Here is a 13,648-nt window from a genome sequence, read left to right as displayed (position 1 = left end):
GTGGCTTCGACCGGCCTAGTCCCGGTCCGGATGTGTGCGACCAGACGGGCGTACGGGGCCGATCGTGCAGATGGTGGGGTTGCCGACGCGACGAACGCACAAACGCACAAGCGCCTGCCGGATCCGCACCCCCGGCGGGCGAGGCGGTTGCGTTCGCCGCGCCGCCGGTCCACGGTTTGCCGCCGCGCCGCCGGGACGAGCACCAGCGTCCCGGGCCCGTAGCGCCGCTCGCGCCGACCCAACGCTCGGCTTCCCCGACCCGGAGATCGCTCCGTGCTGCTTCGCTGCGCCCGCTTCACCTTCACCCTCGCCCTGGCTGCCGCCCTGGTTGCCACGACCGCCTTCACCGCGACACCGTCGGCCGAGGCCGCGGAGTTCTCCGACACCAGCGGTCGCGGCTACGCCGACGCCGTCGACGCGCTCGCCCAGCGCGGGATCGTCCAGGGTGACCGCAACGGTCACTTCAATCCCGAGCACGAGCTGACCCGCGGGCAGATGGCCAGCATCCTCGCGGCCGCGCTGGAGTTGCCCGCCCCGGCGGACACGCCGTTCACCGACGCCGTCGACCACCCCCACGCCGACGGCATCGCCGCACTCGAGGCGGCCGGCGTCGTCAACGGCTGTGACACGGCGCGCTTCTGCCCCGACGAGCCGATCAGTCGTGCGGCACTGGCGACGATGCTCGCGAACGGCTTCGAGGTCCCCGCGACCGACGCGCGTCACTTCGACGATGGTGGCGGCGTCCACGAGGAAGCGATCCACGCCCTCGCCGAAGCCGGAATCGCCGCCGGCTGCACCGCACCCGTCAGTGGCTTCTGCCCGACCGGCCAGGTGCTCCGCTGGCAGGTCGCCTACTTCGTGGCCCGCGCACTCGACCTGGTCGACCGCGTCGAGATCGCCCCGCTGGCCGAGCGTCAGCAGCTCGAGCGCGAACGGCAGGAGCGGCTCGCCGCCGAGCGCGCCGCCCAGCAGAAGGCCGAGGAGGAGGCCCGCATCCAGGCCGCGCGCAACGAGCGCGACGCCATGTGGGACCGTCTCGCCCAGTGCGAGTCCGGCGGCAACTGGAGCATCAACACCGGCAACGGCTACTACGGCGGCCTGCAGTTCACGCTGTCGTCGTGGCGTGCGGTCGGTGGCAGCGGCTACCCGCACCACCACAGCCGTGCGGAACAGATCAACCGTGGTGAGCGCCTGCTCGCGATCCAGGGTTGGGGCGCATGGCCGGCCTGCTCCCGCAAGCTCGGCTACCGCTGACATCCGGTGACACCCATGACGGCGGCGGCGCGTACAGCGCCGCCGCCGTCGTGTGTGCACCGGGAACCGGCGGCGGAGCAATTACGCTCACGCGCCCCTGCCGTCGTCCCCGAGGTGTCCGCCGCGTGTCCGAGTCGTCCGCGCCACCCGTCGCCGAACGCCGCCCGTACCAGCACCAGCGGCATGGCCAGGTCATCGACGACCCCTGGTACTGGTTGCGCGACCGCGAGGACCCGGCGGTGCGCGCGCACCTCGAGGCCGAGAACGCCTGGACCGACGCGCACCTCGCCCCGCTGCAACCCCTGATCGAGCAGCTGTTCGGGGAGATCAAGAGTCGGGTGCAGGAGACCGACGCGTCGACACCGAGCCTCGACGGCGGGTGGTTGTACTACCGGCGCACGGTGGAGGGTCAGCAGTACGGCATCCACTGCCGCCGTCCGGCGCCGGTCGGCGTCGACGACGTCCGGGCGCTGCCCGACGAACTGCGGCGGCCCGTCGATCCCGAGGCGCCACCCGCGGACGAGGTCGTCCTGCTCGACGAGAACGTCGAGGCGGCCGAACACGACTTCTTCCGGCTCGGCGGCTATGCCGTCAGCCCCGACCATCGCCTGGCTGCCGAACTGGTCGACACCGACGGCTCCGAACGGTTCACGATCCGCGTCCGCGACCTGAGCACCGGGGAGCTGTTGCCCGACCGCATCGTGGGGGCGGCGTACTCGCTGGCCTGGTTCGGTGACGGCGAAACGTTCCTCTACACCGTCCCCGACGAGGCCTGGCGACCCCATCAGGTCCGCCGTCACCGGCTCGGAACCGACCCCGCGACCGACGAGGTGGTCCACCGCGAGGACGACGAGCGGTTCTGGTGCGGGGTCGGACGGATGCGCTCGGAGCAGTACCTGGCCATCTCGGTCGGCAGCAAGGTCACCAGCGAGTGGTACCTGCTGGATGCCGACGACCCGCAGGCGGCGCCACAGCTGGTCGCGGCCCGCGAGCACGGCGTCGAGTACGACCTCGACCACCGTGGCGAGGACTTGCTGATCGTCACCAACGCCGACGGCGCCGAGGACTTCAAGCTCGTCACCGCGCCCGTCTCCACGCCGGGCCGTGCGCACTGGCGCGACCTCGTCGGCCATCGTCCCGGCGTGCGCCTCGAGGGCGTCGACGCCTTCGCGACGCATCTGGTCCTGCACGAGCGCACCGAGGCGCGGACGCAAGTGCGTGTCGTCGACCCCGCCACGGGCCAGGGCGGGGTGCTCGCGATGGACGAGGAGGTCTACACCGCCGGCACCGGTCCCAACCCGAGCTTCGACACGCGCGTGCTGCGGCTGGTCTACACCTCGCTCACCACGCCGACACAGGTGATCGACGTCGACCTCGACACGGGCGCGCGCACGGTGCTGAAGCAGCAGCCGGTGCGTGGCGGCTATGACCGCGAGCAGTACGTGTCCTGGCGCGAATGGGCGACGGCGAGCGACGGGACGCGGGTCCCGATCAGCTGCGTACGTCGTGTGGACACGGCGCTCGACGGGACGGCGCCGTGCCTGTTGTACGGCTACGGCTCGTACGAGATCTCGATCGATCCGAGCTTCTCGCCGGTGCGGCTGTCGCTGCTCGACCGCGGCTTCGTGTTCGCGATCGCGCACGTCCGCGGCGGGGGTGAGATGGGACGCCGCTGGTACGAGGACGGCAAGTTCCTCGCCAAGCCCAACACCTTCTCGGACTTCGTCGCGTGCGCCGACCACCTCGTCGAACAGTCGATCACCGCCCGTGACCGGCTGGCCGTGCGTGGCGGCTCAGCCGGCGGGCTGCTGATCGGCGCGGCGCTCAACCTGCGTCCCGACGTCGCCGCTGCGGCCGTCGCCGAGGTGCCCTTCGTCGACGTCGTGAACACCATGTCGGATGCGTCGATCCCGCTGACCGTCATCGAGTACGACGAGTGGGGCAATCCCGAGGACCCCGACTATCACGAGGTCATGCGCAGCTACTCGCCCTACGACAACGTCCGGGCGGCCGACTACCCCGCGATGTTCGTCACGGCCGGGCTCAACGATCCGCGGGTGCAGTACTGGGAGCCGGCGAAGTGGGTCGCCAAGCTCCGTGCGACGGCGACCGGCGGCGGCCCGATCCTGCTGCGCACCGAGCTGGGCGCGGGTCATGCCGGGCGTTCCGGGCGCTACGACGCCTGGCGTGACGAGGCACGCACGCTCGCGTTCGTGATCGACCGGGTCCAGCCCGACGCCAGGCCGCTGTCCGGCGCGCCGGCCTGATGCGCATCGTCGCGGGAGCTGCCCGCGGTCGGCGCCTGGTCGCGCCGAAGGGCTTCGACGTGCGCCCCACGACCGACCGGGTGAAGGAGGCGCTGTTCTCGTCGCTGCAGCCGCTGCTGCCGGGTGCCAGGGTGCTGGATCTGTACGCCGGTTCCGGAGGGCTCGGTCTCGAGGCGCTGTCGCGCGGCGCGGCCGCCGTGACCTTCGTGGAGCGGGCCCAGCCCGCCGTCGGCGCCCTCCGGCGCAACATCGACACCGTCGACCTGCCCGGGACCGAGGTCGTCGTGATGGACGCGGCCAAAGCGCTCGCGTCACCACTGCCCGGGTCGCCGTTCGACCTCGTCCTCGCCGACCCGCCGTACCGCCTCCCCGCCGCCGAACTGGGTGCCGTCCTCGAGGCACTCGTCGCCCAGCTGGCGCCCGGAGCGGCCGTCGTCATCGAACGCGCCGCCCGCGACGGCAACCCGCCGTGGCCCGATGCGCTGCTGCCGGGATCGCCCCGCCGCTACGGTGACACCGCGCTCCATCGCGCCGAACTGCCCCGCCCGAGCGAGTCCAGGAGTGACCCATGACGGTGTCGGTGGTCGTGCCCGGCAGCTTCGATCCCGTCACCCTCGGTCATCTCGACATCGTCCGGCGCGCGTGCGCACGCTTCGACCGCGTCGTGGTCGCCGTCCTCGAGAATCCCAACAAGCAGGGCCTGTTCAGCGTCGACGAACGGCTCGAGCTCATCCGCGCCGTCGCCGGCGACGTTCCCAACCTCGAGGTCGACCGTTTCGAAGGCCTCCTGGTCGACTTCTGCAACGCCCGGGGCATCGGCATCATCTGCAAGGGCCTGCGGGCGGTGAGCGACTTCGAGTACGAACTGCAGATGGCCCAGATGAACCATCGGATCGGCGGGGTCGAGACGGTGTTCATGTCGACCTCCCCGGAGCACTCGTACCTGTCGAGTTCGCTGGTGAAAGAGGTGGCGCGCTTCGGCGGGCCGCTGGACGGGACCGTTCCGCCGGCCGTCGCGGACGCCCTGCGCGAACGGCTGGGATGAGCGGTCGGAACCGGCCGGGACGACGCACGTGCGCAGCTGCCGGCGCGCGGCAGCTGGTGGCGGGACCGATCATGGATGACGCTACGCTCCGCCGCACCCGAGATGTGCAAGGCGTCTGATGTCCGACCACCACGGCGTGCCCCTCGACGTCGAGGCCAAGCTCCACCAGCTCGAGCGGCTGGTGGCCGAGGCCAAGGCCGTGCCGCTGTCGGCCTCGATCATGCTCAACCGGGCGGAGCTCGACGGTCTGGTCGCGGACGTGCGCGACGCCCTGCCGGACGAGCTGACCCAGGCCCGATGGGTGGTCAAGGAACGCGACGAGATCATCGAGCGGGCCAGGACCGACGCCGAACACATCGTCGAGGACGCCCGCGCCGAGGCCTCCCGGCTCGTCGCGCACCAGGACGTCGTCCGCTCGGCGTCGCGCGAGGCCGAACGCATCGTCGAGGACGCCCGCGAGCAGGCCCGGCAGATGCGGCTCGAGGCCGAGGACTACGTCGACGCCAAGCTGGCGAACTTCGAGGTCGTCCTGCAGAAGACGCTGACCGCCGTCGAGAAGGGGCGCCAGAAGCTGCGCGGCCGACTCGACACCGACCAGCTCGCCGAGGACCTCGACGCCGACATCGTCGACTAATGGGGTTCGACCGTCCGCTGTTTCGTGCAGGATGGTCCCGAGCCGCCAGCCGGTCAGCACTGTACGAGACAGAATCTCGAGTTCTAGCCCTAGATCGTGCACCGGCTGGTGGGTGAGGTTGACCTTGGATGGCTGGTGGGATGACGTGCTGCGAGCACTGAACCATTAGGACGCTGGTGGTCGCCTCGGGCTCACGACGATCGGGAGGACGATGGGTGAGGTGTACGTAGGGCACGACTGGGCAGAGGACCACCACGACGTACAGGTCCAAGACGACCAGGGCCGTGTGCTGGCCAAGGCTCGGCTGGCGGACGGGGTCGAGGGCGTCGCAAGTTTCCATGCGCTGCTGGCCGACCATGTCGAGGACCCCGCCGACGTGGTTGTGGCGACCGAGACCGACCGGGGCCTGTTTGTCGGGGCGCTGGTCGCGGCGGGCTACCAGGTGATCGCGGTCAACCCGAAGTCGACCTCGCGCTACCGCGAGCGGCACTCGACCTCGGGCGCGAAGTCCGACCCTGGCGACGCGAAGGTGCTGGCCGATCTGGCCCGCACCGATCGGCACAACCACCGTCCGGTGGCTGGCGACAGCGAGCTGGCCGAAGCGGTCAAGATGCTCACCAGGGCACACCAGAGTCTGGTGTGGACCCGCCAGCGGCAGACCAACCAGCTGCGCTCGACCCTGCGCGAGTTCTACCCCGCCGCGCTCGAAGCGTTCGACAGTCTGAGCTCACCCGATGCGCTCGCGGTCCTGTCCATCGCTCCCTGTCCTGAACAGGGCCGACGGCTGTCGCGATCCAAGATCGCCGCGGCGCTGCGCCGCGCAGGCCGGCAACGAAACATCGAGCGCCGAACGCTGGAGATCCAGACCGCGCTACGCAGCGAGCAGTTGCAGGCGCCGCCGCTGGTCGCGGACGCGATGAGCACGATCGTGGCCGCATCGGTCGCGGTCATCAGCCAGTTGCAGACCCAGATCGCCGGTCTCGAACACGAACTGGCCCAACGTTTTGAGATGCACCCGGACGCCAGGATCATCCGTTCCCTGCCAGGACTGGGGATGATCCTCGGTGCCCGGGTGCTCGCAGAGTTCGGAGATGACCCGAACCGCTACGACACCGCCAAGTCTCGCAAGAACTACGCCGGCACGTCACCGATCACCAAAGCCTCGGGCAAACACCGGGTCGTGCTCGCCCGCTACGCCCGCAACAAGCACCTCGCCGACGCCTGCTACCTGTCGGCATTCGCCGCCCTCACCGCAAGTCCCGGCGCACGGACCTTCTACGACCAACGACGCGCCGCCGGTGACACCCACCACCGCGCCCTACGCGCCCTCGGCAACCGGCTCGTGGGCATCCTCCACGGCTGCCTACGACACCACACCCTCTACGACGAACACACCGCCTGGGCCCACCGGCTCACCCTTGCCGCTTGACACTTGCACCCGTGGGATATCTAGGGCGGTCCGACCCGGCGGACCGGTCCGGAACTCGTGTGGTACCGTGGACGTTCGCGTCCACGCCGCCCAGCACCTGCTGGGCGTTCGTCGCGCCGGGGTTGTCGTCCCACGTGTCCGGTGTCCGCACCCGTTCCGGGACCGCACCACACACCGGCGCGTGCCCGGCGTATCCGTTCGAATCCGTTCGAGGTCCCACCACCGTGCGCGTTCCCGTCACCGAGCTCGTCGACAACCCGGGTGCCACCCGGGAGCTGTCGCGTGCCGTGCCCGTCGAGGAGTTCGGCAAGGACTCCTGGGGGCCCGCCGAGGGCGCCTTCCGCGGGGACGTCGAGCTCGACCTCGACCTCGACGCCGTCGTCGAGGGGATCCTCGTACGTGGTGGCATCGGTGTCGACCTCGAGCTGCCGTGCGCACGCTGCCTGGTACCCCAGGCCGTCCACGTCGACAGCGACGTCGCCGAGTTGTTCGTCGACCCCACCAAGCGTGAGGACGACGACGACGAGGATCCCGGTTACGAGCTCGTCGACGACCGCACCGCCATCGACCTGTCGGTGATGGTGCGCGACGCCCTGCTCGTCGACCTGCCGGTGCGGGTGCTCTGCCGCGAGGACTGCCAGGGGTTGTGCGAGGAATGCGGGACCGACCGCAACCTCACCGACTGCGGGCACCGTCCCGACGCCGTCCCCGATCCCCGCTGGGCCAAGCTCGGCGACCTCGATCTGCCGACCGAGTAGCCTCCCTCGTTGAACCGACGTGTCGCGTGTCGACCACCACACGCCGCCCCCGACCGACCGACACCCGCCGACGTGCGGGTCGAGAACCACCAGGAGAGTCCGATGGCCGTCCCGAAGCGGAAGATGTCGCGCTCGCGTACGCGCCACCGCAAGGCCCAGTGGCTGCGCACGACCGCCCCGACCAACGCCAGCTGCAAGCGCTGCAAGGCGCCGGTCCGCCCCCACACCGTGTGTGGCACCTGCGGCACGTACGGCGGCCGGACGGTGCTCGACGTCGAGTAGCCCCGGAGCCCGCGTGAGCACACCTCTCGAGTTCGCGCCCGCCGCGGAACTCGCTGCGCTCCTCGGCGTCCACTTCGACGAGCCGGCCCTGCTCGAGCAGGCGCTGGTCCATCGTTCGTGGGCGTTCGAGAACGGCCACGCCGAGCCCAACGAGCGGCTCGAGTTCCTCGGTGACGCCGTGCTCGCGCTCGTCGTGACCGACGAGATCTACCACGCCCATCCCGAGGAGCAGGAAGGGCGGCTCGCCAAGGTGCGCTCCGCCGCGGTCAAGACCGAGTCGCTGGCCTCGATCGCCCGCGACCTCGGCCTCGGACGTTTCATTCGGCTCGGGCGCGGCGAAGCGATCTCCGGCGGTGCCGACAAGGACTCGATCCTGGCCGACACGCTCGAGGCCGTGCTCGGCGCCACCTACCTCGACGGCGGGTTCGCCACCGCCTACGACCTCGTCGAACGCCTCTTCGCGCGACGCCTGCTCGACCTCGCCGGACGCGACGCCGCCCTGGACTACAAGACCAGCCTGCAGGAGTTGTCCGCCGCCCGGTTCGAGCAACTGCCGCGTTACGAGCTGCACGACACCGGCCCGGACCACGACAAGACCTTTTCCGCCACCGTCCTCGTCGCCGGTGAAGTGGTCGGCTCCGGGACCGGTCGGAGCAAGAAGCAGGCCGAGCAGACGGCCGCCCGCGAGGCCTACCGGCGGCTGGCGGCCCGCGCCGTGGCCGACGGCCACGACGCCGTCCGCTAGTTTCTGGCCGACCCCGGGCAGCGCGTCACGCGCCCGGCCCCGGGGCGCCGAGAAGGGAGGACCCCGGTGCTTGAACTGCCCGAGGTCGAGGTGTTGCGCAAGGACCTCGAGAAAGAGGTCGTCGGCAAGAAGGTCAAGGACGTCATCGTCGAGACCGCCGCGCTCGTGACGCCGTTCCACAGCAAGCGTCCCGACTTCGTCAAGGCCCTCGTCGGTCGCAAGGTCGAGGCGGCCCGGCGTCGTGGGCGCGTGCTGTTCCTCGACCTCGACGACGAACGCACCTGGATCATCGATCCCGGCGACTCGGGGTATCTGCACCGCGAGACCGCCAACGAGGCGCCCGGCGGCGACACCCATCTCGCCGTCAGCTTCACGGTGGGAGGGGCCATCCACCTCTCGGAACCCGGCGCCGACGTCAGCGCCCGGACCGGTGTGGTCGCCACCGCGGAGGCGCTCGAGGTCGCCGAGGTCGCGCCGGATGCGCTGGACCCGCTCGACGACAACCCGACCTGGATGGAGTTCGGCCGTTTCCTGCAGGCCGCCGACCAGCCGCTCAAGCTGCTGCTGACCGATCCGAGCGTCATCGCGGGCATCGGGCCGATCTACAGCGACGAGATCCTGTGGGAGGCCGGCCTCCGCCACGACCGGTCCTCGGCGTCGTTGTCGACCCAGGAGGTCCGCCGCCTGTACCGCGCCATGCAGGAGGTCCTGCAGGCCGCGATGAAGGCCGCGGGCTCGGGCCTCGACGAGTCCGACGCCGAGACCAGCGTCGACGACGACGGCGAGGCCGCCGAACACCTGCACGTCTTCGGTCGCGAGGGACTGCCGTGCCACCGCTGCCGGCAGCCGATCGCACGCACCCGCATCAAGAAGGGGATCTACACCTTCCACTGCCCCCAGTGCATGATCTGAATCCTCTGCCGCCGGTTCCTGGCCGGCGGAGTCGCGAACCGGTCGCTGGCCGTCGTGAACCGTCACCGACGGCGAAACCCGATCTCGCTGCCGCCGTTCCTGGCCGGTGGTGCAACGGGCGGGCCCTTTTCGTGCGGTGAGGGATGCGGTATCATCGGGCCCACTGACGGCCCATTGTGGCCTGCGCGTACGAGTTGCGGCATCGACCAGCCGCCTCGACGTCGCACCCCGCCACGAACCGTGTGCACCCGGAGGATGAGGCATGGGCAAGGCACTGCTCGGCACCCATGCGTCCCCGTCCAGCCTGCGGCTTCTCGACGAGGTCCGCGTCCTGCGTCAGCGGGTCGCCGACCTCGAACGGGCACTGGCCGAGGCCGAGGCGGTCCGCGACGCGACGGTGTCGGAGTTCGCGGTCGAAGCCGTCGAGCTCGACCAGCGCGAGCCGGCACGTACCTGAGGCGACGACGTCACGCGTTCGTGCCGCGCTCGACCGTCGTGCCTCACCCGCGCCACGGCCGCTGACGGCTAGGCTCCCGCTCTCGTCGCCGCGCACGTCGTTGCCGGCGCTTCCCCAAGAACGCGCTCACCGGCGCCCGCCGACGGTGAGCCGCAGCCGACCGGCGCCGTGCGCGCGTCCGACGGAGGAAGCGTGTTTCTCAGGTCCCTGACCCTGCGCGGCTTCAAGTCGTTCGCGGACAAGACCGTGCTCGAGGTCGAGCCCGGCATCACCGTCATCGTCGGTCCCAACGGCTCGGGCAAGTCCAACGTGGTCGACGCGCTCGCATGGGTGCTCGGTACCCACTCCGCGAAGAAGGTCCGCGGCGGGTCGATGTCCGACGTCATCTTCGCCGGTTCGCCGACGCGGTCGCGGGCCAACCAGGCGCGTGTCGAGATCGTGATCGACAACGCCGACGGCCGGTTGGGTGGCGCCGGCCTCGGCACGGCCGCCAGCGCCGCGCAGTTCAGCGAGGTCCGCGTCGCCCGCACCATCCATGCCGACGGCGACAGCGGCTACCAGATCAACGGCCAGGAGGTCCGTGCCCTCGACGTCCAGGAGCTGTTGTCGGACACCGGACTGGGCCGCGAGCTGCACACCATCGTCGGGCAGGGACAGCTCGACGAGATCCTCAACGCCAAGCCCGAGGAGCGACGCCGCTACATCGAGGAAGCCGCTGGCATCCTCAAACACCGCCGCCGTCGCGAACGTGCCCTGCGCAAGCTCGAACAGGTCGACGGGCACATCGACAAGCTCAAGACCGTCCTGCGCGAGTTGCGACGCCAGCTGCGCCCGCTCGAACGGCAGGCGGAGGCGGCGGACCGCTACGCCCAGCTGCAGGCGGAGCTCCGGGACGTGAAGTTGCGGCTGGCCGCCCGTGAGCTCGACCGTTTCACCCGGCTCTCGGAGAGCGAGGGCCGTGACGACGACGAGACGTCGGCGCAGCTGCGGGAGGCCGAGGACGACCTCGCTCGCCACCGTGAGCAGCAGGCCGAGCTCGAGGCCGAACTGGCCCGCCTCGGGCCCGCGGCGGAGCAGGCACAGCGGACCTACTACCGGCTGACGTCGCTGCAGGAGCGCCTGAAGGGCACCATCGATCTCGTCGAGGCAAAGCGGCGCCACCTGGTGGAGTACACCGAGGAGCCGCTCGCCGGCCGCCCACCCGCCGAGCTGCGCGCCCAGGCCGACCGGGTCGAAGCCGACCACCACGCGCGCGGCGAGGAACGCGACGCCGACCGCCACCGGCTCGAGGAGGCCAGCGCCGCGCGCCGTGAGGCCGAGCAGGCCCGCCGCGCCCACGAACAGACCGTGCAGGCCGAACGTCGGCGTCGGGCCGAACAACGGGAACGGGTACTGCGCTGGGAGGGCGAGGTCTCGGCGCTGCGTGGCGCCGTCGCCACCGCCGAGGCCGAACTCGCCCGGGTCGCTTCGACGCTCGAGAGCCTGGACGCCCGCGTGGCCGAGGCCGAGCACGAGGTCACCCAGGTCCAGGACGAGATCCAGCAGCTCGACGTCAGCGAGGTCGAACTGACCGCGACCCTCGAGGCCGCCGAGTCCGCGGTGGCACAGGCCGAGGCCGTCGTCGACGACCTCGCCACGCAGATGCGCGAGCTCGACGCCCAGCGATCGTCGCAGGCGGCACGTGCCGAGGCGCTGCGTGCCGCCCTCGCCGAGACCGGCGGCGGTAGCGCGGCACTGCTCGCGGCCGACCTCGACGGGGTACTCGGCCAGGTCGCCGACCACGTCCGCGTCGAGGGCGGGAACGACGCCGCCTTGGCCGCGGCGCTCGGGCCACTCGGGGAGGCCGTGGTCGTCCGGTCCGTCGACGTTGCCCGCCACGCCGTCGCCTGGCTGCGCGACGCGACGCCGGGCCCGGCCACCGTCCTCGCCGCACGGGGGGGCGCCGTCGCGGGGACGACCGATCCCGACCTTCGCGCCCGGCTGGACGCGGCCGGTGCCGTCGCCGTCGCCGAGCTGCTGACCCCGGCGTCCGGCGTCGAGGAGGCACCCGCGGTCGTCGCCTCGCTCCAGAAGGTGCTGGCCGGGACGTGGGTGGTCCCGGACTGGGAACGTGCCGTCGCCCTGCACGCCGACGCACCCGATCTCACCTTCGTGACCCCCGACGGCGACGTCGCGGGACCGTTCGGTTTCCGTGGCGGCGCGTCCCCCGAGCGCTCCGCCGTGCTGACCGCCACGGCCGCTGACGACGCCGAGCGCGAGGCCGCCCGACTCGGCGCCCGTCTGGATGCGTTGCGCGAGGAGCGGACGTCGGCCGACGCCGCCCTTCGTGACGCGCGCGGGCAGCTGGCCGCCGCAACCGACCGCATCAACGAGTCCGACGCGGCGATCACCGGCGCGGCCGAACGACTCGCGCGGCTCAACAAGGAGCTCAACACCCTCTCGAGCCAGCGGGGGATCGTCGCCGGTCAACGCGACGAGCTCGCCGCGGTGCTCGAACGCGACCGGGCGTCACTGTCCGAGCTCAACAGCCGCGGACCCGACGTCCCTGCCGACGACGACGTCGACGAAGGACCCGACGAGACCGCGCTCGAGCTCGACGAACAGGTCGAGCGCGCACGCGAACGGGAGCTCGAGGCGCGGGTGCGACTCGAACGCACCACCGAGCAGGTCCGTCACCTCGAGCTGCAGGCCCACGCGTTGCGCCAGGAGGCCGAGGAGGTCGAGGCCGCCCTCGCCGACGCGGCCCGCCGCCGCGAGGCGCGCCGGCAGGGCATCGTGCGCTGCGGGGAGCTGGCGCTGGTCGCTCGCGACGCCGCCGAGGCCCTGGCGCGCGCCATCGCGGCTGCCGCGACCGACCGCGACGACGTGCAGGCGGAACTGTCGCGCGTCCGAGGCGGGTTGGCAGGGGTCCGGGACGCGGTCGGGCAGGCCACCGGCGCACGCGACGAGCTCAAGGAGCGCCGCCACGCCGCCGAGTTGCGCCGTGCCGACGTCGCCAACCGGTTGCAGCAGGTCGTCGACCGCCTTCGCAGCGAGTTCTCGCTCGCCCCCGACGAGGTTCGCGCCGAGCACCCGGATGCGGGCAACTACGACGAGGCGGCGCTCACCGAGCGCGAGGACGTGCTCGTGCGCAAGCTCGGGCTGCTCGGTCGCGTCAACCCCCTGGCCCTCGAGGAGTTCAAGGCACTGGAGGAACGGCACGCGTTCCTGTCGGACCAGATCGACGACCTGCGCCGGTCGAAACGCGATCTCGAGGAGGTCGTCGTCGCCGTCGACGACCGGATCCGCGAGGTCTTCCGGCAGGCCTACGACGACATCGCGCGCGAGTTCGAGCTCACCTTCGCCACGGTGTTCCCCGGTGGCCATGGTCGCCTCGTCCTGACCGACCCCGACGACCTGCTGCTGACCGGCATCGAGGTGGAGGCGCGGCCGCCGGGCAAGAAGGTGACCCGCCTCTCGCTGCTCTCCGGTGGGGAGCGTTCGCTGACCGTCCTGGCGTTCGTCTTCGCGATCTTCCGCGCCCGTCCCAGCCCGTTCTACGTGCTCGACGAGGTGGACGCCGCCCTCGACGACGTCAACCTCCAGCGACTCCTGCGGGTCGTGCGCAGCTTCCGTGGCCACGCCCAGATCATCATGGTCACCCACCAGAAGCGCTCGATGGAGATCGCCGACGTCCTGTACGGCGTCACGATGGGGCCCGACGCCGTCACGAAGGTGGTCGCCGAGCGGCTGCGGACGCCGGCGGCCGTCGCCGCGCTCGAGGACCGCGCCAGCGATGCCCCGACCGAGGCCGTGGTCGATGCCGAAGCGGTCGAGGAGCCGGTCCGCGGCTGACCGACGTGGCGGAACGGCAGGTAGCGTGGAC

At 71.4% G+C, this 13,648-nt stretch carries 12 protein-coding genes; all 12 read left to right on the top strand.

What is annotated here, in order from left to right; all coding sequences use genetic code 11:
* Window positions 1–273: 273 nt before the first annotated feature.
* The 12 genes from ACERMF_RS05365 to smc all read left to right on the top strand — a co-directional run bounded on the left by ACERMF_RS05365 (window position 274) and on the right by smc (window position 13,617).
* On the top strand, window positions 274–1,254 hold the full coding sequence (locus ACERMF_RS05365; RefSeq protein WP_373668003.1) for a transglycosylase family protein: 981 nt from the start codon (window positions 274–276) through the stop codon (window positions 1,252–1,254).
* A 125-nt stretch (window positions 1,255–1,379) separates the two neighbouring features.
* The gene (locus ACERMF_RS05360) at window positions 1,380–3,521 is read left to right on the top strand and encodes a S9 family peptidase (RefSeq protein ID WP_373668002.1); all 2,142 of its coding nucleotides are present in this window, start codon (window positions 1,380–1,382) and stop codon (window positions 3,519–3,521) included.
* A complete protein-coding gene (gene rsmD, locus ACERMF_RS05355) occupies window positions 3,518–4,093 on the top strand; it encodes a 16S rRNA (guanine(966)-N(2))-methyltransferase RsmD (RefSeq protein ID WP_373668374.1) in 576 nt (191 codons plus the stop codon). The genes ACERMF_RS05360 and rsmD overlap by 4 nt, the downstream gene beginning before the upstream one ends.
* On the top strand, window positions 4,090–4,566 hold the full coding sequence (coaD, locus tag ACERMF_RS05350; RefSeq protein WP_373668001.1) for a pantetheine-phosphate adenylyltransferase: 477 nt from the start codon (window positions 4,090–4,092) through the stop codon (window positions 4,564–4,566). Before rsmD ends, coaD begins: the two co-directional genes overlap by 4 nt.
* 118 nt (window positions 4,567–4,684) lie before the next feature.
* On the top strand, window positions 4,685–5,200 hold the full coding sequence (locus ACERMF_RS05345; protein ID WP_373668000.1) for a hypothetical protein: 516 nt from the start codon (window positions 4,685–4,687) through the stop codon (window positions 5,198–5,200).
* Between the two features lie 211 nt (window positions 5,201–5,411).
* The gene (locus tag ACERMF_RS05340; RefSeq protein ID WP_373667999.1) at window positions 5,412–6,629 is read left to right on the top strand and encodes an IS110 family transposase; all 1,218 of its coding nucleotides are present in this window, start codon (window positions 5,412–5,414) and stop codon (window positions 6,627–6,629) included.
* A 224-nt stretch (window positions 6,630–6,853) separates the two neighbouring features.
* Complete coding sequence (locus tag ACERMF_RS05335) at window positions 6,854–7,387, top strand: DUF177 domain-containing protein (RefSeq protein WP_373667998.1); 534 nt, start codon at window positions 6,854–6,856, stop codon at window positions 7,385–7,387.
* A 102-nt stretch (window positions 7,388–7,489) separates the two neighbouring features.
* Window positions 7,490–7,669: a 50S ribosomal protein L32 gene (gene rpmF, locus ACERMF_RS05330; protein WP_373667997.1), complete on the top strand. Its 180-nt coding sequence runs from the start codon at window positions 7,490–7,492 to the stop codon at window positions 7,667–7,669.
* A gap of 13 nt (window positions 7,670–7,682) precedes the next feature.
* Complete coding sequence (rnc, locus tag ACERMF_RS05325; protein WP_373667996.1) at window positions 7,683–8,414, top strand: ribonuclease III; 732 nt, start codon at window positions 7,683–7,685, stop codon at window positions 8,412–8,414.
* 66 nt (window positions 8,415–8,480) lie between these two features.
* On the top strand, window positions 8,481–9,326 hold the full coding sequence (locus ACERMF_RS05320) for an Fpg/Nei family DNA glycosylase (RefSeq protein ID WP_373667995.1): 846 nt from the start codon (window positions 8,481–8,483) through the stop codon (window positions 9,324–9,326).
* 262 nt (window positions 9,327–9,588) lie between these two features.
* Window positions 9,589–9,783: a hypothetical protein gene (locus ACERMF_RS05315; protein WP_373667994.1), complete on the top strand. Its 195-nt coding sequence runs from the start codon at window positions 9,589–9,591 to the stop codon at window positions 9,781–9,783.
* Window positions 9,784–9,975: 192 nt separating this feature from the next.
* Window positions 9,976–13,617 (top strand): chromosome segregation protein SMC, encoded by a 3,642-nt coding sequence (smc, locus tag ACERMF_RS05310; protein ID WP_373667993.1) that lies wholly within the window; start codon window positions 9,976–9,978, stop codon window positions 13,615–13,617.
* Window positions 13,618–13,648 lie beyond the last annotated feature (31 nt).

This window comes from Egicoccus sp. AB-alg6-2 (assembly GCF_041821025.1).
GTDB lineage: Bacteria > Actinomycetota > Nitriliruptoria > Nitriliruptorales > Nitriliruptoraceae > Egicoccus.
This window is presented reverse-complemented; position numbering and strand designations above follow the sequence as displayed.